This is a genomic window from Microbulbifer epialgicus (genome assembly GCF_041447265.1).
Taxonomy (GTDB): domain Bacteria; phylum Pseudomonadota; class Gammaproteobacteria; order Pseudomonadales; family Cellvibrionaceae; genus Microbulbifer; species Microbulbifer epialgicus.
In genome coordinates this window covers 1-20,714 of record NZ_JBGMEK010000006.1, presented here as the reverse complement: position 1 = coordinate 20,714, position 20,714 = coordinate 1, and the positions used below count along the sequence as shown (strand labels likewise).

Below are 20,714 nucleotides of genomic sequence, written 5' to 3'. Positions count from 1 at the left end.
GTGCTTTCTTGGATTGCCAAGTTCCTTAAAAGATTAGTTCATACGCCACCAAATACATTAGCTGTAACCAATAAGGGCCGTGAATCGATATGGTGAGGACGCAAGCCTGCTTACTAGCCCTTTGCCTGCTCATGCTGACAAGCCTCAGTTTTTCTGAGGTGGGGCGCGATCTGCCACTTCCCTCCTGGAATAATACTAAGGTTAAGTCAGCCATCATGGCCTTTGTAGACAAGGTTACCCAGGTTGATGGTTCGGATTTTGTGCCCCCGGAACAGCGCATTGCTGTATTCGACAATGACGGTACCCTGTGGGCGGAAAAACCAGCTTACTTCCAGTTACTCTTTGCCATGGATGAGGTAAAGCGGCTGGCACCTGAACATCCAGAATGGAAGACTGAACAGCCGTTCGCGTCGATCCTTAACGGAGATATGATCAGCCTGTTAGCAGAAGGTAGAGCGGGGCTGGAAAAAGTGATAGGGGCAACCCATGCCGATATGACTGCCGATGAGTTTCATCGCACCGTTGCGCGTTGGCTCACCTCAGCCAGGAACCCCCTGACCGGACAACACTACCGCAATATGACTTACCAGCCCATGTTGGAGCTACTGAATTACCTGCGATCAAATGGCTTTAAAATCTACATTGTTTCGGGAGGGGGCGTCGATTTTATACGGGTATTTTCTGAAAACCTCTATGGTATTCCGCCGGAACAAGTAATAGGAAGCCGCTTGAAAGCGCGTTATGAGAGCAATAATGGCCATCCTCGCGTGGTTATGACCGATAAGGTTGAGTTTGTGAATGATAAACAGGGTAAGCCTATTGGTATCAGCCAGAGTATCGGGCGACGTCCAATATTTGCTGTGGGGAATTCTGATGGGGATTTACAAATGTTGCAGTGGGTTACCACCGGCAAAGGTCCTCGTTTTGGCATGCTGATTCACCATACAGATGGTAAGCGGGAATGGGCCTATGATCGCAATTCTAGAGTAGGGCGCTTGGACAAGGCGCTGCAAGCTGCAAAACCCTATGGCTGGACAGTGGTGGATATGGCGAAGGATTGGGGGGTGATTTTTCCACCCGTGCGGCCCGTGCCTCCAAAACGAAAAACGGCTCATAAATCTGAACTCAAAGGCAGGTGAATCTGCTTTCCCGCCTTGTTTGTGGCTGCCCATTTGAGCTGTACCAACAATTGGATACAGACTTGTCTAGTCTTGCTGTATTACTTCTCCACGGAAAACGCCAAGATCCATACGGTCTGGCGGGTTAGTGCGAATAAAAGGGGGGATATCCAGGATGGCAAGCAAAGGATATTTGCTCATATTCGAGTCGGGCAAAGTGCGCAAAGGGATTTACGAGGTCCATCATTTCATGTATTCACTCCTCCGTCCGTTGGGCTATATGGCGATTTGCTTTGGATTACTTTGGTGTCTACAGTGGCAAACTCATGCCCAGACACAACCCGAACAGCAACCTCAAATCCAGCCCCAGCCCCAGCCCCAAGTTGAGCCCAGCGCACAGTCACAGGATAAACCTAATATTTTGGTGATTTGGGGGGATGATATTGGCATCTGGAATATCAGTTTCAACAGTCGAGGCATGATGGGGTATGCCACACCAAATATTGATCGCTTGGCGGTCGAGGGTCTCTCTTTCACTGATTACTACGGCCAGCAATCGTGCACAGCTGGCCGAGCGGCTTTTCTGGCAGGTAACGTCCCGGTACGCACCGGCATGACCAAGGTTGGACTGCCTGGAGCCAAGGAAGGGTGGCAAAAGAGTGACGTGACAATCGCAACGGTGATGAAGAGCCTCGGTTATGTCACAGGCCAGTTCGGTAAAAACCACCAGGGTGATCTCGACGAGCATCTACCAACCAATCACGGCTTCGATGAATTCTTTGGCAATTTATATCACCTCAATGCGGAAGAGGAGCCGGAAAACCGCGATTATCCCAAGGACCTGGAATTCCGCAAGCGGTTTGGCCCTCGCGGGGTAATCAAATCATTCGCAGGGGGGCCTATTGAGGATACCGGGCCTCTCACTAAAAAGCGCATGGAAACCATTGATGATGAAACACTTGCTGCCGCGATAGATTTTATTGAGAGAGCGCACCAACAAGGCAAGCCATTCTTTGTGTGGTGGAACGCCACTCGAATGCACTTTCGCACTCATGTACGTGAAGAGCACACCAACCTGGCGGGTCCCAATAGCAATGAGTATATGGATGGCATGGTGGAGCACGATATATTGGTGGGCAAGCTATTGAATCTACTGGACCGCTTGCAGATTGCCGATAATACCATCGTATTTTATTCCACAGATAATGGTCCTCATTTCAATACCTGGCCCGATGCTGCCACTACCCCTTTTCGAAGTGAAAAAAATTCCAATTGGGAAGGCGCCTACCGTGTACCTGCTTTTGTACGCTGGCCAGGCAAGTTCCCTGCCGGAACAACCCTAACCGGGGTGGTTTCACATGAGGACTGGTTGCCAACTTTAGCTGCCGCTGGAGGAAACCCCAACATCAAAGAACAATTAAAGCAGGGGGTAGAGTTGGATGGCAGGCAATATCGTAACTATGTGGATGGACATAACATGATGGACTACTTCACCGGCAAGGCCAAGTTGTCGCCGCGTAAAGAGTTTATCTATGTCAATGATGATGGCCAGATTGTGGCCATGCGCTATGAGCCCTGGAAAGCCATCTTCCTTGAGAATCGTGGCAAGGGTTTTGAGGTCTGGCGTGAACCCTTTATCGAACTGCGAGTGCCCCTCTTATTTAACCTGCGCCAGGATCCCTTTGAAAAAGCGCAACACAGTTCCAACACTTATAACGACTGGTTTATTGATCGGGCATTCGTACTTGTCCCGATGCAACAACTCGCCGCGAAATTCCTACAAACCATGAAAGAATACCCTCCAAGTCAGGTACCGGGATCTTTTAACCTGGAAAAGGTACAGAAGCAGCTGGAAGCGGGAGCTGCGGGTAGTAATTGATTTGGTACCCGTATACTACTGGGTCAGAAAGAATACACTGTGCTCGGGACCGTATGAGGCATGGATGCCGATTACGAGCAAATAGGGACCTATTTAAAGTAGGTCGTGAGAGAAGTGTATTCTGTACTTCTTATCCAATGGTATTAAATTGAAAGCTATAAGGGGTTTTTGTGATGCTAAAAATCATAGATATCGGTATACCCAATGCGCTTGCTCTAAAAATCTCAGGAAACCTTTCTGAGGCTGATGTCTCTGAAGCCCTACTAGAGGCAAAAAAGCTAGGTGAACAGTATGAAAAGATCACGATTTACGAAGAGATAGAGTCATTCGATGGACTCGAGTTTTCGGCAATTATAGAGAAGTTCAAATACCTCTTTGAGGTTGGTATCTCCAACATTTGTGCTGCGGCAATTTTGACCGATAAAGAGTGGCTAAAGAAAGTGGTTAATATGGAGGATAAGCTGTTTCGAGGAATCGATATGAAGTGCTTTTCTTTAGACCAGCGTAAAGATGCTATTCACTTTTTACGGGAGTACGCGCCTAAAAATGGCTGAGTGCACTTTAGGGCTGATCCGCCGGCGGCTTAGAAATGTATTCATCGCGTGTCACGAAAGAGGTGTATTCTTCACTTTCGACCCAGTAGAAACTTATTAGTTTGCCGAGTTAACAACTTCCAGCGTTAACCATTGGCTGATATATTCGAGATAAACGAATAATGAGGACGTCCTGGAGTAGTTATGGTTGTTGAACAGATTGAAGGTTTTGACTTGGTGGGGCTTGGTACCAGAACCAAGAATGCAAATGAAGCGGACCCGGCGACGGCGAAGATTGCTCCGCTGTGGGACAAATTTGGTGCGGAAGCCGCGCCAAAGTTGCGCGGTACCCCAAAGATTTATGGGGTGTATACCAATTATGAGTCAGATCATTCGGGGCTGTTCGATGTTTATGCCTGTTCCGATATGCTTTCTACAGAAATGTCTGAAGACTTTAAGCCTGTTCGTATAGAGCCAGGCAAGTACCTGGTGTTTAGTGCGCAGGGGGAAATGCCTCAGGTGGCTATCAACTTGTGGAGTGAGATATGGGGGTACTTTTCAGCGCCCGACTGTCCCCATATGCGCGCTTACGCTACTGACTTTGAGCACTATGTGGGCTCGAATGAAGTACAGGTTGCCATTTCTATCAAGTAGTTGGCCGATGCCACGAAGCTCACCGGGGCGAATACCAGATCGGTGAGCTGAAGGCGCGCCCCTGTTGAACCAGAGGCACCTTCTCATCCATATCAATGCCGAAGCGTACTTTATCGTAGAGCGTCCAGCGTGGAGTAGGTATTTCCAGAGCGCGCAGATAGTAGACAGCGCTTTGCTTCGGATTAAAGTCCGGGTCCTTGAATACAGCGATCAGCTGCGAATCACCAATACTATTTGTGTACTGGGCAGTCTTGAGGTCCACGGTGTTACCCACTGGTGGAATCTTTCCGTCGCTGTCCAAATTGCGATCCCCAGACCATTTCACATTGTATATCTTTTCCCTGGTCTGCCCACTGTCGTCCAGCCAGCCTTTAATGATTTGTATCCTGTCAAGATTTGCCCCTTGAGGATCTTTCAGGGCTGCGACCAAGAAGGTCGCTGCTTGCCCCTTCTCAGCGGGAGGCAATTTTTGTCCCATTGGAATTCCCTTCTTGTATCCATTGGCTACTAGATCTCCTTTGGTATCCGCATCCGTGTAGTCATAGCCCCCAAAAAAACGTACGGAAATACGTGGCCCGGTGGTAGCGAAGGTCTCTTTGCGATTCATTGCATCCCAGATGGCTTCGCGAGTATTCTCGGTAGCCCAAACGCCAGTAACTCCCGAAGCAGCCTGCTCCCAGCCAAAGTACTCTCCGCCAACGCCTTTTAGTAGTGGAAAGGCCCAGCGCTGTTTGTTGCTGGGCTCCAGGGTTTTGAACTTTCCATAGAAGTTGTCCTGGTCTGGGGTAGAGAGCGCGGTATGGGTATCTGTTGCGGCGTTGGCGCCGTATTGGAAAGGATTGGTACCCAGGCTTTTTTCCAGGCGCAGTCCAGCTTTGAGGGCTTCGCGCCAATATTCGTATTGCAGGGCACCAGGAGGTTTGGGTTTCAATATCAGGTTACCCCGGTCCCACAGATCCCAATTGGCGAACTCATCTTCCGGGGATAGGGCAGGGTGGGATTCGCTTTGTCCCTTTATTTGAACCAGCTCATAAAGAGGTTCATAGCGAGCGCGAAGCTGTGCCCACTCTGGGGTAAGGGGGGAGCCATCAAACTGCTTCTCGATAAACATCCGCCCATTGGACATATTGCCGTTGTGGGGGATCGCCAGTACTCGGCCACCGGTTTTGTCTTCGTAGGCTTTCATCCACTCCCACAGTTTTACCGGGTTCTGGGTGTCAAAAGTGGTCAGGGGCATCAGAGACTTGGTGCGGTCAGCGCCGTCGCGAAAAATCACATTGCGGTGCAAGTTATCACCACCGTCTGCGTTGACGGTCCACTCAAAGGCGATGAAGGTGGAAAATTCACCGGGTTTGTAATATTTCTCTGCAGCTTCCACGGTCTTTTCCCAGGCGGAGCGCATCCACTTGGGGTCCATTACCTGCTTGGGAAGCTTACCCTCAGACTGCAGTACGATGACCTCGCTCTTTGCTTCAGTGGTAGCTTCTTCACTGCCGGAAGCCAGTGCATCATGCCAGCGCTTAAGAGTGGGATCGGACATCATCTCCGGGTTGCCGGCGACTATCTCACTAATGACCCCCATTCCGTCGGAGTGATCAGTGATCATAAACCAATCATAGGGTCTGCTTAGTTTCGCTTTAAGGCCGCTGTTGGAAGTGACTTCCTCCCCCAGCGCAAAGCGATAGGCATCGTCTGGGGTGAGAATTGCGCCATCCAGCCCCGCATCTACCGACCAGCCAGTATGGACATGTGTATCGCCAAAATAGACATTGCGCGCGATGCGCTTATCAGCGCTTTCCACAGCTTTGATTTCCGCTTCTATTTCCGGCGCCATGGCCGTAAGTACCTCGCGCTTTTCACCATCCTTTAAGGTTTGCTCACCGCTGTCGCCGATATTCTTCTTTGCCTCACCATTATTTTTTCCGCAGCTATAAAGGCCTAGCGTGACAAACAGGACTATTGATGCATTGCGCAGTAGTTGCATTTTCATGCCAGGCGCTCCCTTGCCTTAGCGAAAACTGTGCAGCGCCGATATTGCTTTCCGTGCTGCAATTACAAGTGAAAATACAGCTAGCATAGTTGAGCGGTGTTGTTTCAGGGTTGGCTGGGAGGCAGCTCGGGCCTTGTTATATCTTGGAACAATAGATAGTCTTCTGGCCCCACTAGATTGGCAGGTTTGCGTACTTTACTGACTTGTGTTGGTTAATACAGTCAGATCGCTATAGCTGAGCGCAATTTACCTCGCCCGCCTTACCAGACTAAAAGCAGGTTTATGAGCAACAACGAAAAGCGTCCACTGTATATCCCCCATGCCGGCCCCTCTTTGCTGGAAATGCCTCTGCTGAATAAGGGCAGTGCATTTACCCTAGAGGAAAGGCTCGAATTCAATCTGGCAGGGCTTTTGCCAAACAATGTCGAGACCATAGAAGAGCAGGCGCGTCGTGCTTACTACCAGTACCAGCAGTGCAAGACAGGGTTGGACAAGCACATTTATCTGAGGGCTATACAGGATGATAATGAGACGCTGTTTTTCTATCTGATCGAGCATCATATCGAGGAAATGTTGCCGATTATCTATACGCCCACCGTAGGTGCGGCCTGTGAGGAATTCTCCAGCATCTATCGCAACCACCGGGGTCTGTTTATTCCCTACCCGGATCGCGAGTACATGGATGATATGTTGCGCAGCGCTACCAAGCAAAATGTCAAGGTGATCGTGGTTACCGATGGCGAGCGCATTTTGGGGCTCGGTGACCAGGGCATTGGAGGTATGGGTATTCCCATTGGCAAGCTCTCCCTATACACCGCCTGTGGTGGTATCAGCCCGGCTTACACCTTGCCGGTAACCCTGGATGTTGGCACCAATAACCGTACTCTATTGGGCGCCCCCATGTATATGGGCTGGCGTCATGAGCGTATTTCCCAAGAGGAGTATGATGAGTTCCTGGAGCAGTTTATCTGCGCGGTAAAACGCCGCTGGCCCAAGGTACTGGTGCAATTTGAAGACTTTGCCCAGACTAATGCCATGCCGTTGTTGCGTCGCTATCGGGAACAGCTGTGCTGTTTTAACGATGATATTCAGGGCACGGCATCGGTTGCTCTGGGTACCATCCTCGCGGCCTGCAAAACCTGGCAGGAGCCAATTACGGCACAGAAAGTTGTGATTGTTGGTGCGGGTTCCGCTGGTTGTGGGATTGCTGAGCAGGTTGTAAGTGCCATGGTGCAGGCCGGTCTCAGTGATACGGAGGCCCGCGCACGCATTTTCATGTACGACCGCTATGGCCTGGTAACTTCCGATATGAAGGGCCTGCATGACTTCCAGGAGGCCCTGGCACAGAAATCCGACGTGTTTGAAGGTGTCTCTGAGTGGAATTTGGAAAAACTGATTGGCAAGGTTGAACCCAGTATTCTGATTGGTGTTTCCGGACAAGGTGGCCTCTTCACCCAGCCGGTGATTGAAGCGCTACAACAAGGGCATGAGCGCCCCCTGGTGATGCCTCTGTCCAATCCCACTTCCCGCGCAGAGGCCACTCCTGCCGAAATCTACACCTGGACCAACGGTGAAGCGCTGGTGGCAACTGGCAGCCCCTTCGCTGCAGTGGAGATTGATGGGCGCCACTATGCTGTGGCCCAGTGCAACAATGTCTATATTTTCCCCGGCATTGGCCTTGGGATTCTTGCCGCGGGTGCCACTCAGGTGACAGATGGCATGTTAATGGCGGCTTCCAACGCGCTGGCTGAGCAGGCGCCGGTAGTAAAAGAAGGAGAGGGTGCGCTGTTGCCGCACCTGAATGATATTCGAGAAGTAAGCCGCCATATAGCGCGCGCGGTTGCGGCTCAGGCACAGCTCGATGGAGTGGCGCCAAAAGTGAGCCGGGATCAGCTTGAAAAATCTCTGGAACGCAATTTCTGGAAGGCTGATTACCGTAGTTACCGCCGCCGTTCCTTCTAAACGACTCCCCGCCTTTTAAAATCCTGGGCCGGGTAATTTTACCCGGCTAACCCGAAGCCAGTTTCTCGCCGGAAAAGAAGACCTCCGGCTGGCGCAGCACCAGATAATCCTCCCACTGGAATTCACTGCTTAAGAACTCGATCGCGGCCCTGACACCCGACAAAAATAGGTGCTCACAGTGCTCCCCCGGCATAGCGAAATCCAACCAGTGGGGGTGTTCTCCGCTGGCCATCGGTTCTATAGCGATCTCCTTTACCAGTGTGTGGTACTCCGCATTGAGGCTTGCTCGCACATGGTTGTCGAGCATATTGCGGCAGGTATTGATTAGCCCCATGGCAAAGCGCCCAACCTTGTCAGACTTGGGCTGGTAGTGGTCCACTTCCAGCTTAATGCCAAAAGTGGGCAGCTTTGGGGTGCCGACTGGTTTGTGGAAGATATCAAAGGGGAAGTTGGATACCAGGCCACCATCCACAAACTGAATCTCATTGGGGAAACCATTTTTGAAGAACAGCCTGGGGTCACCGATGCCCTTGATACTGCGCCAATTCTCAGCCACTGAGCTGCATGCTTCCAGCTGCGGAATATCTTTCACTGTATAGGGCTTGAAAAAGCCCGGCACAGACATGGAAGCGCGGACGAATTCGGCGGGGTTTACAGCATCCGGGTTACTGAAATAAAGCGGTGCCTTGGCCGGGAAAACGGCTCGTGTCTCAGTGGTAATATCCGCCGCAACCAGAGCCACTTCTGCATTGCCTACTTGATGATCGGGTTCCCCCCGGTAGTGAAGAGTGGGAAACTGGTTGATACGCTGATTGAGCTGTGCGGTATTGGTAATGCCCAGCTGGTGCAGTTCTTCTTGTAGCCATTGGGTAAAAGTGTCGCCAGGGTTGAGGCCTTTATCTCGTAACAGCTGTTTGCAAGTGCGCAGGGAATCGAATGGGTGAAGGGCCAGGCTGCTAAAAAGCCCTTTGCCTTTAAGCAGGCGTTGCACTGTCTTGCGCGCAAAGCGCTCTCCATCTTCAAAGCTAGCAAAATCGGCATTGGCCATAATGCCCAGTAGCTTCTCACTTTTGCGTGAGCCTGGGGTGCCGGCGGCAGCTAAAAACAGTGCATTGATCGCTCCTGCAGAAGTGCCCGCAATCTTGCGAAAACGAATGCCGGCTTTCTCCAGGATATAGGTGTAGCCCACCAGGGCAATCCCCAGCATGCCACCGCCTTCCATTACCAGGTCCACATACTGGAGCCCGTCAGCATCCTGCACATCGCTAAAGGATATGCCTTCGATCGTTGTACGCGAATTTTGCCAAAGGGTATTCGCCTGGTAGATGGCGCTGGTTACCCATGCTGTTTTACTCATGTGGTCTTTCCCTGATGAGGAGGTCGATTCCATACGAAAGTTGAAAATATTATCCACTAATGGAGCGGGGCAGGGTATCACCTATAATCAAATTCGCCATAGCATCCAGTTTGTTTTTCATGCCTTCCCACTTGGGCATCATTTGATTCATTAATCGGTAAAACTTCTCGCTGTGGTTGTGCTCTGCGATATGGCAGAGCTCGTGCAAAAGACATAGTCGATGCACTAGCCGGTAGTATGCCAAATTAAGCCGCCTTCCCGCACGCCATTATTGCCGCGTTGGGCGATGCGCTCCAATAGCCGTTTGATACCGAATACCTGTTGGTAACGGGCGACGATTTTGCCGGCCTTTTTATCGACCAGGGTGAAGAAACGGATCATCTCCAGCAGCCGATCCTGCCTACCCAGGGCCTGCTCGCCGCCGGCAATCTGGGTCTGGTACCAGTCCAGATCTGCCGGGGAGCGCTGTTTAAACAGGGTTTGGATTTGCTCGCAGTAAAGTTGCCGGTTTTTTATCGCCAGCATTTTCCCATCGGCGATATCTTCCTCAAGCCAGGCCGCTCAGAAATTTGTCGGGGTGCTACAGGTGCCGTAGCGGCCCTCGGCGCCGTTGACCGAGAGCAGAAATTGGCTGTACGCGAACAGTTGCGGGATTTCATCGGGGCGCTGGTTGCGCAGGCTCTGGGAGATGCCCTCGTCGATAGAGAGACCTTTCTGCTATCTGGGCGCTTGGCCTCGATCACTACTAGGGGATACCGTTGACAAAACACACCATATCCGGGCGGTGGCTCTCCACGCCGCTGGCGCAGTATTTCTGTGAGCTCCAACTGATCCTGGCGCCCACTGCGGGCTTTATTGGCCTATGCGGGAGGCAGAAAAGGCCAGCCTAGATTGCATAACAGGGCCAGGGCAGGGATTTTTGCGGCGTATTCTTCTTAGAATTTCGGTACTGCTGTGTAATCCATTTTTATTAGGATAAAAGTGTCTCCATTTCTTGGCTGAGGAGCAAGTGGGAAAGTGCTATTGCCAGCCCGCCTCTTGCGAGCTTGTATTGCAACAGCTTTGGTTAGAGACCTGCATGGTTGGGGGGTGAGTGCTTGTTGCAGCCCGTGGGCTCGTTGTTGCTTCTACTATCTGGTGGTTTTGGGATTTGATAGGCCTTGGTATTAGTATCAGGGCTGAGTCCCTGAGTGCTCATCTAACTGCTAGTGCATTAACCTTAACCTTGTTAGTACTGCATACCTCCCAAAAAGTGCCAGAGGTGCACTTTTTGAGCGGGGTTACCAAATAACTTGTGAATAATTAATATTATCCAGTAGTTAAAGTTACTACCTATTAAATTGAGACACCCATATTGCCTTTAGTGCCGACACAAAATCCAAATATTTCATGGAAATAGAGGCTTTTACATTCAAAATTGGATGCGATATGGAAAGTGTCATTCGGGAATTTGGGGTCGTAGAGTCCCAGTTTCCCATTGGTATCCACGCAATAGATATCACCTCTTGGGTCACCCGGCCTAAAGGCAATCCAATCCAGTTTCCAGCCGCCGAGATCACCCTGATCATCCCACTTGTTGTCAATGGGGTTCCACTTGCCTACATTACCTTTTTCGCCAACACACCACATTTCTCCAGAGTTATCGAAGGCAATCATTTTTAGGTCCCAGGGCTTTTCAATGTCCGGTTCCTCCCAGTGTTCAGTGGTGGGGTTCCATTTGGCAAGATTACCTTTAGTTCCAACGCCCCACATTGCATTTGACTTGTCAAATGCAATCATCTTGGAATCCCATGATTTGTTGTACTCTTTTTTGTCAACGAGGCCAAAAGTTCTTGAATTCCACTTTCCGATATTATTCGAAGTCCCCACACACCACAGATTATCTTCTCTATCAAAAGTGACCATATTTAAGTACCACGTTGAGAGGAATCCTCTGTCTTTAAAGTTCATTTCCATGGTTAATCTCCTTTGGGTTTTTGGATCAGGGCTTTCTGATGTTTAGGGGTACCAAAATATGAGGACTTAAAGTGAATTCATTTTATAATTAATAAATAAGCCAGCTGGAGCCTTGGTTTCGTTTTTGTTGAAAATTTCAGGCAAAAAGTATGCGCAGCCTTTTGGAAGGAAAAGTGTTTTATATGCGCTTAGCACTTTCCAGCAAAGGCTTATAGTGTGCTGACCTACTTATTTTCCATTCGCCAGGTGCGGCCTATCCAATGGCGGCTATTTTTACAAAAGTGAGATTGAGGCTTTGTGACTAGTTATATTTCTGTGCACTAAGGGGCAGGGCTAAAGAACAGAACTGGCCACTCGGCTTGATAAAAACCTCCTAATCAGTTGTTGCAACCGATCTTAAAGCAAAGGTCTGTGATTTAATATCCTCCTCTGTCAAAAGGGCGGGGATTCCTACAGGTGGTTGGCGTCTCTTGGTAATTGTCTGCAAATACAAGGCAAGCTATAAAGACTAAGTAGCTGCGGGCTAGTTGGGTTGGCGTTTATAGGTCATTTCCGTGGCGCGTTTATTAATTCATTCTTGCGGGATAGGGCGTCAAGAAGTTTTGTTTGTGGAGGCGATAACTTTGGAACCCTCAAGAAAAAACAGATTCGCTTCAGTTGCGGGTGTTTATAAACTGGCACTTTCTGGGAGTTTTTTTCGTCAATAGGGAGCGAGCAGTTACTAAAAAGGGGGAAGGAAAGAATACACTGTGCTTGGTACCCCATGAGGCTTGGATGCCTATTGCGAGCTTACAGGAACGTATTCACAGCGCGTCTCGAGTGCAATGTATTCTTTCCTTCTGACCCAGTTTTATGCACGGCTTCGTGCGACCGCTATCAATGCAAACAGCAGCGCTTAAACTTTTTACCGCTGCCACAGGGGCAGAGGTCATTTCGGCCGGTTTTGGGTTCTGCTCGGTGGGGGCTTGTTGGTGGTTCCGGGGCGCGCTGTTCCAGCCAGTGGCGGTGCAAGGCACGGGCGGCGGGTTCTATTTGGGTGACGCTTTGCTGGTGTTCGGCGGCGGTAAGGGTACCGAGGTGATCAAAGTGTTCCTCGCGGCCGTGCAGGGCTATGGCTTGTAACTGGGCGTTGAGTTCTGCGGGCAGGTTGGGCCACTGGCCCAGGTCGACGCCACGCATATAGCCGAAGCACCACTCCTCGGCGATAGTAACCGGGGCCTCGCCTTCTTTCTCAAAGAGATTAAATAGGGCCTGGAACTCTTCCGGGGTTTCAACTAACGCCATAGCATTGCTGTTCATCAGGTGGAACAGCAGCGCCATAAAGCGCTCCATCTCTTCCTCGGACTCCCACTCCGGTTCGTTGCCGGGGCCACCCCAGATGGCGGAGAACCAGCGGCTGGGGGGAATCATCTCCGGGCCCGACACCAGGGCGGTAAGAAAACCGTCCAGTTCGCAGATATCCAGTATCGAGTCGTCATTGCCGTACTTGTGCAGTACTTCTTCAATAAATTCCAGATCGGCTTCGCCTATGGGCGTTTCGAGATCGATAGTTTCGTTAAAAGTCATTGGGCATCCTCTATCTGGGCCTGGCGCTTGCCGGTAACTTGTTGCTGTATCAGGGTTTTTTTCTACTGCTTAAGGCAATCGAGTTTTTGTTGCAGGGATTCGATTTCCCGATCGGCGCTGGATAGAGTTTCGGTGATCTTTTCTTGCTCGGTAATTGGTACCGCGAAAGGTATCGCAGGCATTCCACAGGGCCTTGTTGATGCTGTCCTGGGTGATTTGTTCGGCGGCGCTATTGCTGCTCATGGGGTGCTTCTTGTCCTTTGTGTACTGCTGGGGCGCTGTGGCCCAATCGAATTCGGTTTGCACTGGCATTGTCGCGGGTGTTGTCGTTGATATTGTTTTTCGGCTTCTGCGCGGTGGCGCCCATTATACGCGTTGTGGGCGCTGAAGTTACCCGGCAATCAATGATAGTAAGTGTCAGGCCTGCGCGGGCAGGACGACAGGGTGCTCTCTGCTACCTGCTGGGCTTATTTATTCGCCGGCCGCTGCCAGTCCAGCGCGCAATTGTTTGGAAGCCGGGGAGCCGTGCTATTCGGGGCTGGCCCCGCTGATTGTGGCGATGTTGATTCAGAGGTCGGGTGGCGTCAAGAGCATTTATACTGAGGCACTATTAGGCAAGAGCGGCTTAAGTCGCAGGAGTGATTACCAGCTAATTAGTGATGATCAGAGCCTAACTCCCTGGTTGTTTTTTGACCTGCTGTGGGGAGCCTTCGGTATGGCTGGGCTGGGGTGGCTAATCTATAGAGAGCCCTATTAGCTGAAGGACTGTTGAGCCACTATTGGCGCCAGAGCAGTGGCTGCATGGGAAATGGTAAAACTGTTATTGAGCTTGGCAGAGGCTTGCTAGCAGGGAAAGGGGATCAAACATGATTCAGCATATAGTATATATCTTGGCGAGCGCGGCTCTGTGGCTCTGTGGGAGTGTGAGCCTGGCCGAGACGGAGCAAAATAAAGGAAAGTATCTCGGGGCCTTTAATGATCCGGTGGTTTACTGTCGAGTCGTAGTTAATGCAGATAATCCGGAAGAGCCCTATATCGGCCCGGCAAAACCACAGGTGGTGTTATCGGGTATCTACCAGGCGGCTGGTATTTCTGCGGGTGCCCCCAGGGACTGGGTTGTAGGGGGCACTTTTTGGCGCTGCATGGATGGCGAAGTCTATGCGTGCTTTGTTGGCGCCAACCTTCCCTGTGAGGAAAAAGCGGATACTTCTCGGGAGCCGAGCGATGCGATAGCGGCTTACTGTAAAAGCAATCCCGCATCGGAAGCTATCCCGACGATTGTGACAGGCAGGGCAACGGTATTTGAGTGGCGCTGTAAAAATGCAGTCCCTGAAATTATCAGGCAAGCTTTACAAGTAGATGCACGGGGTTTTATTGCCAACTATTGGTATCGGGTGGATAGTCCTAGATAAAATAAATATTTCCAACGGCATAGTTTTTGGTATTGGAGGACGATTGTCACGGGGTAGGAAGTAAAGAATTCACAACTCTCACGACTAGCTGTGAATACACTCCCGTATGCTCGCAAGCTGTTCCCTGAAAACCTGAATAAAAAGTCCATGTAATTTCTTTTTAATCTATGGAGTGCTCTGATGGAGGGGTGAGTTTCGCGTGGTAAATGGTACGTATTATCTAACTGATAAAAATATTTTAAGTGGTTGTAAGTTGAGACTGGATGAGGTGCATATAAAAATATTTTTGTACTTTTTTTGTTCGTTGGGGGGGTGGTCTAGTTGTAATTGTGTTTAATTTGAGGCGTTGCTCTCAAAAAAAACATCAACATTGTGAGAATGTGAGAATTGTCAGTTAATTTACATTGGGGTGTATTTACCCAATTAGCTTAATCTCTTAGTCTCGGCATCTCCCTGCGATAGCTAGGTAAAGCAGGGAAGTTGTACTAAGGGAGTATGGTTTGGACGTTGTAGTTGATAGGGCGAGTTGTCTCTCCTGTATTTCTATTATCGCAAGACTTAATCAGCTTGCGGTTAATCCTGAAAAGTTAAATCGAGAATTTCCAGCTGGTGACATGGCGCCCTATGAGGTGATCAGAGCAGCAGGTTTTCTTGGGTTGAAAGCAAAAAGTCATCAGTCAGAACCATCTAAGCTTGAAGGTTTGCCATTTCCCGTAGTGGTGGTTGAGCCATCCGGTGCTTGCGCGGTTCTTGGCGGCATTCGGGATGGAGGAGCGCTATTGCAGAGAGTTGGGCAGACAAGCCCTATCATAGTGCCAGTAGAGGAGTTGCTAGCGAAAGATTCCGATAAAATTTCCATATTTTTATTCCGCAAAAAAGGAGTTCTATCTTCAGTTGAAAGAAAGTTCGATATTTCCTGGTTTGTACCCTCAATACTAAAGTATAAAAAACTACTTGGTCAGGTATTGCTCGCCTCATTTTTTATACAGTTATTTGCCCTGATTACACCTTTATTCTTCCAGGTTGTTGTCGATAAGGTACTTGTCCATCAAGGGCTAACTACCTTGGATGTGCTTGCTTTAGGATTTTTGGTCGTTTGTATCTTTGATGTGCTTCTGAATGGATTGAGAACCTACTTGTTCAGCCATACCTCGAATCGTATTGATGTGGTTCTGGGCTCTCGTCTGTTTAATCACCTACTGCGTCTACCAATTGCTTATTTCCAGAACCGCTGAGTTGGAGATACCGTTGCAAGGGTCAGAGAGCTTGACTCGATACGCCAGTTCATAACTGGATCAGCGCTTACTTTGTGTGTAGATCTATTCTTTACGCTGGTGTTTTTCGCGGTTATGTTTCTCTACAGCCCAACTTTAACCTGGATCGTTTTGGGTTCCCTGCCTCTTTATGTTCTTCTCTCAGTGATTATTACACCAGTTTTAAGGAATCGACTACACGAAAAATTTAAGCTCGGTGCAGAAAATCAGGCGTTTCTTGTTGAAGCCTGTAATGGGGTCGAAACTTTGAAAAGTATGGCTGTTGAGCAGCAAATGCAACGTCGCTGGGAGGAGCAGTTAGCAGGTTATGTCAGAGCTTCGTTTAGGGCGTTAAATCTTGGGAATGTTGCCAGTCAATCTGCCAGTTTAATCAATAAATTGGTCACCGTCGGTATCTTGTGGGTGGGCGCTCACCTAGTAATTTCTGGAGAGCTGAGTGTCGGTATGCTAATTGCCTTCAATATGATTGCCGGCCGAGTTAGCCAGCCGATTCTAAAGCTTGTGCAACTATGGCAAGACTTTCAGCAAGCAGGAATTTCAATTAAACGCCTGGGTGACATCCTTAACACACCTGCGGAAGCGGGGCATGACCCTAATCGTACCACGTTGCCCGCGATTAGAGGGGAAATTTCTTTTGAACACGTGAAGTTCCGTTATGGCCCTGATCGCCCTCTTGTGATTGATGGTATCCAGTTATCAATCAGGCCAGGCGAAATTGTTGGCATTGTCGGTAAATCTGGTTCCGGAAAAAGTACTCTAACGAAGCTGGTTCAGCGCCTTTATGTACCGGAGGCTGGGCGTGTTCTGGTCGATGGTGTTGACTTGGCATTGGTAGACCCAGCTTGGCTAAGGCAGAAAGTAGGTGTCGTATTGCAAGAGAGCTTTTTGCTTAATCGGACTGTTCGGGACAATATTGCATTGGCAGATCCGGGCGCGCCAATGGATAAAGTGGTTACTGCCGCAAAACAAGCGGGTGCATATGACTTTATTCTGGAATTGCCGGAGGGTTTTGATACCGTAGTTGGAGAGCAGGGAAGTTCACTTTCAGGCGGTCAGAAACAGCGTATCGCCATAGCCCGTGCCCTTATGGCCGACCCAAGGATTCTAATTTTTGATGAAGCTACCAGTGCACTGGACTATGAATCGGAGGCCATAGTTCAAGCCAATATGCGCCAAATTTGCAAGGGTCGAACCGTACTGATTATTGCTCATCGTTTGACTGCTGTACGGGATGCAAACCGTATTATTGTCATGGAGAAAGGTCGTATTGTAGAGCAGGGCAGTCCTAAGCAGCTAATACAGAAAAAAGGTCATTTCGCCAAGCTTAACGCTATGCAATCCAATTTGCGGGAGGTTGTATGATGCGCTTTTGGTCCCGATTTAATGTACGCCACTGGGTAAAAAGGCGCAATGCTGTTCTAGACTTTGTGCCAGCTGCTCTTGAAGTGGAGCGATCACCACCAAACCCACTGGGATTGTGGGTGATCAATACAATTTGTCTATTTTTCACGATAGCAATCCTTTGGGCCATTTTTGGCAAGATTGATATTGTTGCCGTAGCGGAAGGCACAGTAATTCCCGATGGAAAAGTCAAAACTATTCAGGCGAAAGAACTGTCTGTAGTTCGGAGGATTCATGTGCGGGAAGGTAGTCATGTGCAAGCCGGAGATCCATTAATAACCCTAGATGCGACCAATGCTACGGCTGACAAAGAGCGTCTGAAAAATGAGCTGGAAGTCTCCTATGCTCGACTGATTCGGGAGAAAGTATTTAACAAATATTTACCTCAATTGCGTGAAACTCGGGGGAATATTATTGAGCAGTCCCTAAAGGAGTTGGAGGAATCCTTGCTACAGGCGGGGGTACAGGAGCAGGTTTCTTTTCAGCGCACCTTGCTCCGTGGATATTTTTCAGACTACCTGTCAGAAATAGATCTGATTGAGCAGCAGATTACTTCCAAACAACAAGAGCTGAGTATGTCCCACGCCTTGGTAAGAAAGGCGGAAAAGACATTGCCAATATTGACGGAGCGCACTGAATCTCTTCGTAAGCTACTTGATAAGAAAATGGTTGCACGGGACAGGTATCTGGAATTGGAGCAGCAGCGCATTAATGCCGAAGAGGAGCTGGTACTAGAGCGTGAGAGGATTGGTCAATACAGCTCCCAGATACTGGAGCTTAATCTACAAGCATCTGCTCTATTAAATAATGCGCTGTATAAAAGCTATTCACAGCAGGAAGAGTTGGAGCGTAATATTTCAGCCCAGAAAAAAGAGCTTGATAAGGCAAAGCTCCGCTCTGAGCAGCAGGTAATTCGCGCACCAATTTCTGGCGCTGTGCAAGAGTTGGCAATTCATACGGAGGATGCTGTTTTGGAGCCTGCTCAGGCCCTAATGCAAATTGTGCCTGCCGACAGCACCTTACAGGTGCAGGCATGGATTTTAAATAAAGATATTGGCTTTGTAGAAGAAGGGCACCCTGTCACTGTTAAGGTATCCACCTATAACTTTACTAAATATGGCACTGTCGCAGGAGTTGTTGTAAACCTTTCAAGGGATGCGGTAATGGATGAAGAGCAGGGGTATCGTTATCTCTGTGATATTGAACTGCATGCTCAGGAGCTAAAGCAGCACAGTAAAAGGGATCTATTATTGCGGGCGGGGATGCATGTTGTGGCAGAAGTGAAGACAGGTAAGAGAAATATTTACGAATATTTTACCAAGCCAGTAAGAGAGTCTTTGGCTGGTAGCTTTGTTGAGAGGTGATAAGTTGTTATTAGTTTCGGTTTGGAGTTGATGCTTTATGAATATTAAATATTTTGCTTTTGCAGGCATTGTTCTGATGCCAGCTCTTTTATTTGCATTTGGTTTTGTGCACGAAGAAAAGTTGGCGATATACGTATTTTTTGCCTATCTAACTATGATGTCGTTATGGGTGGTGGTTCAGGGTGGTGGGTATTCTAGAATTTTTTTTCTCTACTATTGGTGCTTGTGTTGAGCCCTTTCTGTTATATCGGTATGGCTATTCTGGGTTCCGAGCTGAATAAAAGTTATTGGGATCGCCAAGTTAGAGTTATGTGTAGAGATAATGGGGGTGGCATAATTTATGAGGTTGGAAAAGTGTCAGAGAAGGATTTCCCTTCATCTAGATTGAGGTCTAACGGCTCAGTTAAGATTCCGTTTAAAAAGTATGCTGGGAAAGATGATTTGTTCTATTTGGATGCAATCTACAGTGAATTGAAGAGCGGGAATCCAAGTGTAGCACAGTATACTGTAAAAATTATAAGAGCTGCCGATAATAAAGTTATGGGTGAGTTTATTTCTTTTTCAAGAGTCGGTCAGACTTTCCCGGTACCTTTTCCAGTGCCTTCAACTTCATGCGAAGGTGATTTCGAATCGGCTGACAAGTTTGTAAAAAAAATCATAAATGTAAAGGAGTAATTTATGTCCGAGAATAAATATTTTGATAATTCAGAATATGCGATGGCCGCTTATGCGACTTTTTCGCAAGATGATGTGCTAAGTAAAAGAGAGTTAATAAAAGCTGATTTTACAGATGCTCAAGCGGAGAAATTTATAAATAAAACTGAGGTGGTTACCCAGCATGATGATGAAGGTACCGGCTTTGATGCAACTGTATTTGAGCGCGATGGAAAACTCGTTTTAGCCGTTAGAGGTACCGTACCAAACGATGATGGTGATATAATTCCTACTGATACTTCACTTGCCCTTGGTGGCGCTGGCTATGATCAAATTATAGCGATGTATAATTGGTGGCAACGTGTTTCAGCAAAGCCTGGCACACTAGTCTCTCAGATTAAGATGGATACAGGATATGTTGTGCCGGATGGCGCGGCGATTTTATCTCAAGAAAAAACAACAAATAGCCCTGTTAATGGCTCTCTATATACATACACCTATTTGGAAAATACAGCTGTTCCCGCTGCTAACGAGGCTGAAGGTAATATTTATTCAGAGCTGATGGCTGCGGGAGGGACTTTTGATGTGGTCGGTCACTCCTTGGGCGGGCACCTGGCAATGGCATTTAATTCGCTATTTCCATCAGCAACAGAAGATGTTTTTGTTTATAATGCTCCTGGAATTAAAGATAGCTCGTTTAATGAGAGCTTCTTTGATTGGCTGGGTGGTAGTGTGCCTGTTAATGGGAATAGTAATAACGTACATAACATTATCGCAAGTGAAGTTGATCTTGATGAGGAATCAAATAATTTAACTGCAGGGTTACATTCCCGCCCAGGGAATAAGGTTGATGTAAGAATAGAGCCCGAAGGCGGCACTGATAACCATAGCCAGAAATTTCTAGTGGATTCTCTGGCTGTGTATAATTTGCTCAGCCAAATGCAATCCGATCTCTCTTTAAATCAATATGGAGCGATCTTTAATGCGGGAAGTCAGTCAGAATCCGCTTCTCTTGAGGGGGTTGTCGATGCCGTCAATAAATTATTAAAAGTTTCAAATGAAAAGTTGCCTATAGGAGATCGCGATGCGATGTATAAGGCAATTCATAGCCTTCAGGACAATAGTAAATTTCAGGCTCTTGCAGGTTCTATGTTTATAGAGACTTCTATAAATTGGCAAGATGCTAGAAGCAATTTAGGTGCTTTTCTCTCTCTTACAAATTTAACTAACCTGGTATTTCGGACAAATGGCTCATCTGCTGAAAATGCATTATCCAGCCTTTACACAGATATAGTGTCAGAATGGGAGAAAGACAAAGGTCGGGACAATTCAGAGAGAGTCTATACCGATAGCTATCTTGCTGACCGGGCAGTTATGTTAACTTACATTCTCCAAAGAAATTTGAGCGGAAAAATTCCGGGTTCGTACGACGCGCAAGAATTTCGTGATGTAGTGAGTGGTGCATTGGTTTATTCGAGTGATGTTTCACCTGGTTCAGATCCCGCGAAGCAATATGTATTTGGTAGTGGTTCTAGTAAAAATGGGAGACCCCCCAGCTTTGCTGGGGAGGCACGCATAGTTTGACAGTTCCAGA

18 protein-coding genes and 1 pseudogene are annotated in these 20,714 nt (G+C 48.5%); 12 read left to right on the top strand and 7 right to left on the bottom strand.

Going from position 1 to position 20,714, the window contains the following annotated elements:
- Positions 1-89: 89 nt before the first annotated feature.
- From ACCI49_RS04540 to ACCI49_RS04525, 4 genes are all read left to right on the top strand, one after another.
- On the top strand, positions 90-1,139 hold the full coding sequence (locus ACCI49_RS04540) for an HAD family hydrolase (RefSeq protein ID WP_371837790.1): 1,050 nt from the start codon (positions 90-92) through the stop codon (positions 1,137-1,139).
- Between the two features lie 154 nt (positions 1,140-1,293).
- Positions 1,294-2,997, top strand: coding sequence for an arylsulfatase (locus ACCI49_RS04535; RefSeq protein WP_371837789.1), 1,704 nt, complete (start codon positions 1,294-1,296; stop codon positions 2,995-2,997).
- Between the two features lie 173 nt (positions 2,998-3,170).
- A complete protein-coding gene (locus tag ACCI49_RS04530) occupies positions 3,171-3,551 on the top strand; it encodes a SpoIIAA family protein (RefSeq protein WP_371837873.1) in 381 nt (126 codons plus the stop codon).
- A 183-nt stretch (positions 3,552-3,734) separates the two neighbouring features.
- Positions 3,735-4,184, top strand: a complete 450-nt coding sequence (locus ACCI49_RS04525; RefSeq protein ID WP_371837788.1) for a GyrI-like domain-containing protein — start codon at positions 3,735-3,737, stop codon at positions 4,182-4,184.
- 19 nt (positions 4,185-4,203) lie between these two features.
- Here ACCI49_RS04525 and ACCI49_RS04520 read toward each other — a convergent pair whose 3' ends face one another.
- Entirely contained in the window at positions 4,204-6,174 is a 1,971-nt protein-coding gene (locus tag ACCI49_RS04520; protein WP_371837787.1) for a DUF3604 domain-containing protein, read from the bottom strand.
- A 282-nt stretch (positions 6,175-6,456) separates the two neighbouring features.
- Between ACCI49_RS04520 and ACCI49_RS04515 the strand changes: the two genes are divergently transcribed.
- Entirely contained in the window at positions 6,457-8,136 is a 1,680-nt protein-coding gene (locus ACCI49_RS04515; RefSeq protein WP_371837786.1) for an NAD-dependent malic enzyme, read from the top strand.
- Positions 8,137-8,182: 46 nt separating this feature from the next.
- On the opposite strand, the gene ACCI49_RS04510 is transcribed toward ACCI49_RS04515, so the two are convergent.
- Genes ACCI49_RS04510 through ACCI49_RS04500 form a run of 3 tightly spaced genes read right to left on the bottom strand, consistent with a single transcriptional unit; the run spans position 8,183 to position 10,018 of the window.
- Positions 8,183-9,493 carry a patatin-like phospholipase family protein gene (locus ACCI49_RS04510; RefSeq protein WP_371837785.1) on the bottom strand — a complete coding sequence of 437 codons (1,311 nt, stop codon included), beginning with the start codon at positions 9,491-9,493 and terminating at the stop codon, positions 8,183-8,185.
- A 49-nt stretch (positions 9,494-9,542) separates the two neighbouring features.
- Positions 9,543-9,719: a YgjP-like metallopeptidase domain-containing protein gene (locus tag ACCI49_RS04505; protein ID WP_371837872.1), complete on the bottom strand. Its 177-nt coding sequence runs from the start codon at positions 9,717-9,719 to the stop codon at positions 9,543-9,545.
- The gene (locus ACCI49_RS04500; RefSeq protein ID WP_371837784.1) at positions 9,719-10,018 is read right to left on the bottom strand and encodes a hypothetical protein; all 300 of its coding nucleotides are present in this window, start codon (positions 10,016-10,018) and stop codon (positions 9,719-9,721) included. The genes ACCI49_RS04505 and ACCI49_RS04500 overlap by 1 nt, the downstream gene beginning before the upstream one ends.
- Here ACCI49_RS04500 and ACCI49_RS25100 point away from each other — a divergent pair.
- A complete protein-coding gene (locus ACCI49_RS25100) occupies positions 9,995-10,255 on the top strand; it encodes a hypothetical protein (protein WP_442928483.1) in 261 nt (86 codons plus the stop codon). The genes ACCI49_RS04500 and ACCI49_RS25100 overlap by 24 nt on opposite strands.
- A 573-nt stretch (positions 10,256-10,828) precedes the next feature.
- Here the strand turns inward: ACCI49_RS25100 and ACCI49_RS04490 are convergent.
- The 3 genes from ACCI49_RS04490 to ACCI49_RS04480 all read right to left on the bottom strand — a co-directional run bounded on the left by ACCI49_RS04490 (position 10,829) and on the right by ACCI49_RS04480 (position 13,258).
- The gene (locus tag ACCI49_RS04490; protein ID WP_371837783.1) at positions 10,829-11,272 is read right to left on the bottom strand and encodes a hypothetical protein; all 444 of its coding nucleotides are present in this window, start codon (positions 11,270-11,272) and stop codon (positions 10,829-10,831) included.
- A 1,053-nt stretch (positions 11,273-12,325) separates the two neighbouring features.
- Positions 12,326-13,015, bottom strand: a complete 690-nt coding sequence (locus ACCI49_RS04485) for a UPF0149 family protein (protein ID WP_371837782.1) — start codon at positions 13,013-13,015, stop codon at positions 12,326-12,328.
- A gap of 69 nt (positions 13,016-13,084) precedes the next feature.
- Positions 13,085-13,258 carry a hypothetical protein gene (locus ACCI49_RS04480; RefSeq protein WP_371837781.1) on the bottom strand — a complete coding sequence of 58 codons (174 nt, stop codon included), beginning with the start codon at positions 13,256-13,258 and terminating at the stop codon, positions 13,085-13,087.
- Between the two features lie 623 nt (positions 13,259-13,881).
- Between ACCI49_RS04480 and ACCI49_RS04475 the strand changes: the two genes are divergently transcribed.
- The 6 genes and pseudogenes from ACCI49_RS04475 to ACCI49_RS04450 all read left to right on the top strand — a co-directional run bounded on the left by ACCI49_RS04475 (position 13,882) and on the right by ACCI49_RS04450 (position 20,704).
- On the top strand, positions 13,882-14,427 hold the full coding sequence (locus tag ACCI49_RS04475; RefSeq protein WP_371837780.1) for a hypothetical protein: 546 nt from the start codon (positions 13,882-13,884) through the stop codon (positions 14,425-14,427).
- 614 nt (positions 14,428-15,041) lie between these two features.
- Positions 15,042-17,063 (top strand): annotated as a pseudogene (locus ACCI49_RS04470) (type I secretion system permease/ATPase).
- Positions 17,060-18,466, top strand: a complete 1,407-nt coding sequence (locus ACCI49_RS04465; RefSeq protein ID WP_371837779.1) for an HlyD family type I secretion periplasmic adaptor subunit — start codon at positions 17,060-17,062, stop codon at positions 18,464-18,466. Before ACCI49_RS04470 ends, ACCI49_RS04465 begins: the two are co-directional and overlap by 4 nt.
- A 37-nt stretch (positions 18,467-18,503) precedes the next feature.
- Positions 18,504-18,698, top strand: coding sequence for a hypothetical protein (locus ACCI49_RS04460; protein WP_371837778.1), 195 nt, complete (start codon positions 18,504-18,506; stop codon positions 18,696-18,698).
- Positions 18,699-18,775: 77 nt separating this feature from the next.
- The gene (locus ACCI49_RS04455; RefSeq protein ID WP_371837777.1) at positions 18,776-19,141 is read left to right on the top strand and encodes a hypothetical protein; all 366 of its coding nucleotides are present in this window, start codon (positions 18,776-18,778) and stop codon (positions 19,139-19,141) included.
- 3 nt (positions 19,142-19,144) lie between these two features.
- A complete protein-coding gene (locus ACCI49_RS04450) occupies positions 19,145-20,704 on the top strand; it encodes an alpha/beta hydrolase family protein (RefSeq protein WP_371837776.1) in 1,560 nt (519 codons plus the stop codon).
- The last annotated feature ends 10 nt before the right edge of the window (positions 20,705-20,714 follow it).

Bases quoted from the DNA above. Each gene is read 5' to 3' on its own strand.
- ACCI49_RS04455 (WP_371837777.1), top strand. From the start codon at position 18,776: ATGTGTAGAGATAATGGGGGTGGCATAATTTATGAGGTTGGAAAAGTG.
- ACCI49_RS04465 (WP_371837779.1), top strand. From the start codon at position 17,060: ATGATGCGCTTTTGGTCCCGATTTAATGTACGCCACTGGGTAAAAAGG.
- ACCI49_RS04475 (WP_371837780.1), top strand. From the start codon at position 13,882: ATGATTCAGCATATAGTATATATCTTGGCGAGCGCGGCTCTGTGGCTC.
- ACCI49_RS04460 (WP_371837778.1), top strand. From the start codon at position 18,504: ATGAATATTAAATATTTTGCTTTTGCAGGCATTGTTCTGATGCCAGCT.
- ACCI49_RS04480 (WP_371837781.1), bottom strand. From the start codon at position 13,258: ATGAGCAGCAATAGCGCCGCCGAACAAATCACCCAGGACAGCATCAAC.
- ACCI49_RS04530 (WP_371837873.1), top strand. From the start codon at position 3,171: ATGCTAAAAATCATAGATATCGGTATACCCAATGCGCTTGCTCTAAAA.
- ACCI49_RS04500 (WP_371837784.1), bottom strand. From the start codon at position 10,018: ATGCTGGCGATAAAAAACCGGCAACTTTACTGCGAGCAAATCCAAACC.
- ACCI49_RS04525 (WP_371837788.1), top strand. From the start codon at position 3,735: ATGGTTGTTGAACAGATTGAAGGTTTTGACTTGGTGGGGCTTGGTACC.
- ACCI49_RS04520 (WP_371837787.1), bottom strand. From the start codon at position 6,174: ATGAAAATGCAACTACTGCGCAATGCATCAATAGTCCTGTTTGTCACG.
- ACCI49_RS04540 (WP_371837790.1), top strand. From the start codon at position 90: ATGGTGAGGACGCAAGCCTGCTTACTAGCCCTTTGCCTGCTCATGCTG.
- ACCI49_RS04450 (WP_371837776.1), top strand. From the start codon at position 19,145: ATGTCCGAGAATAAATATTTTGATAATTCAGAATATGCGATGGCCGCT.
- ACCI49_RS04490 (WP_371837783.1), bottom strand. From the start codon at position 11,272: ATGATTGCATTTGACAAGTCAAATGCAATGTGGGGCGTTGGAACTAAA.
- ACCI49_RS04485 (WP_371837782.1), bottom strand. From the start codon at position 13,015: ATGACTTTTAACGAAACTATCGATCTCGAAACGCCCATAGGCGAAGCC.
- ACCI49_RS04515 (WP_371837786.1), top strand. From the start codon at position 6,457: ATGAGCAACAACGAAAAGCGTCCACTGTATATCCCCCATGCCGGCCCC.
- ACCI49_RS04510 (WP_371837785.1), bottom strand. From the start codon at position 9,493: ATGAGTAAAACAGCATGGGTAACCAGCGCCATCTACCAGGCGAATACC.
- ACCI49_RS04535 (WP_371837789.1), top strand. From the start codon at position 1,294: ATGGCAAGCAAAGGATATTTGCTCATATTCGAGTCGGGCAAAGTGCGC.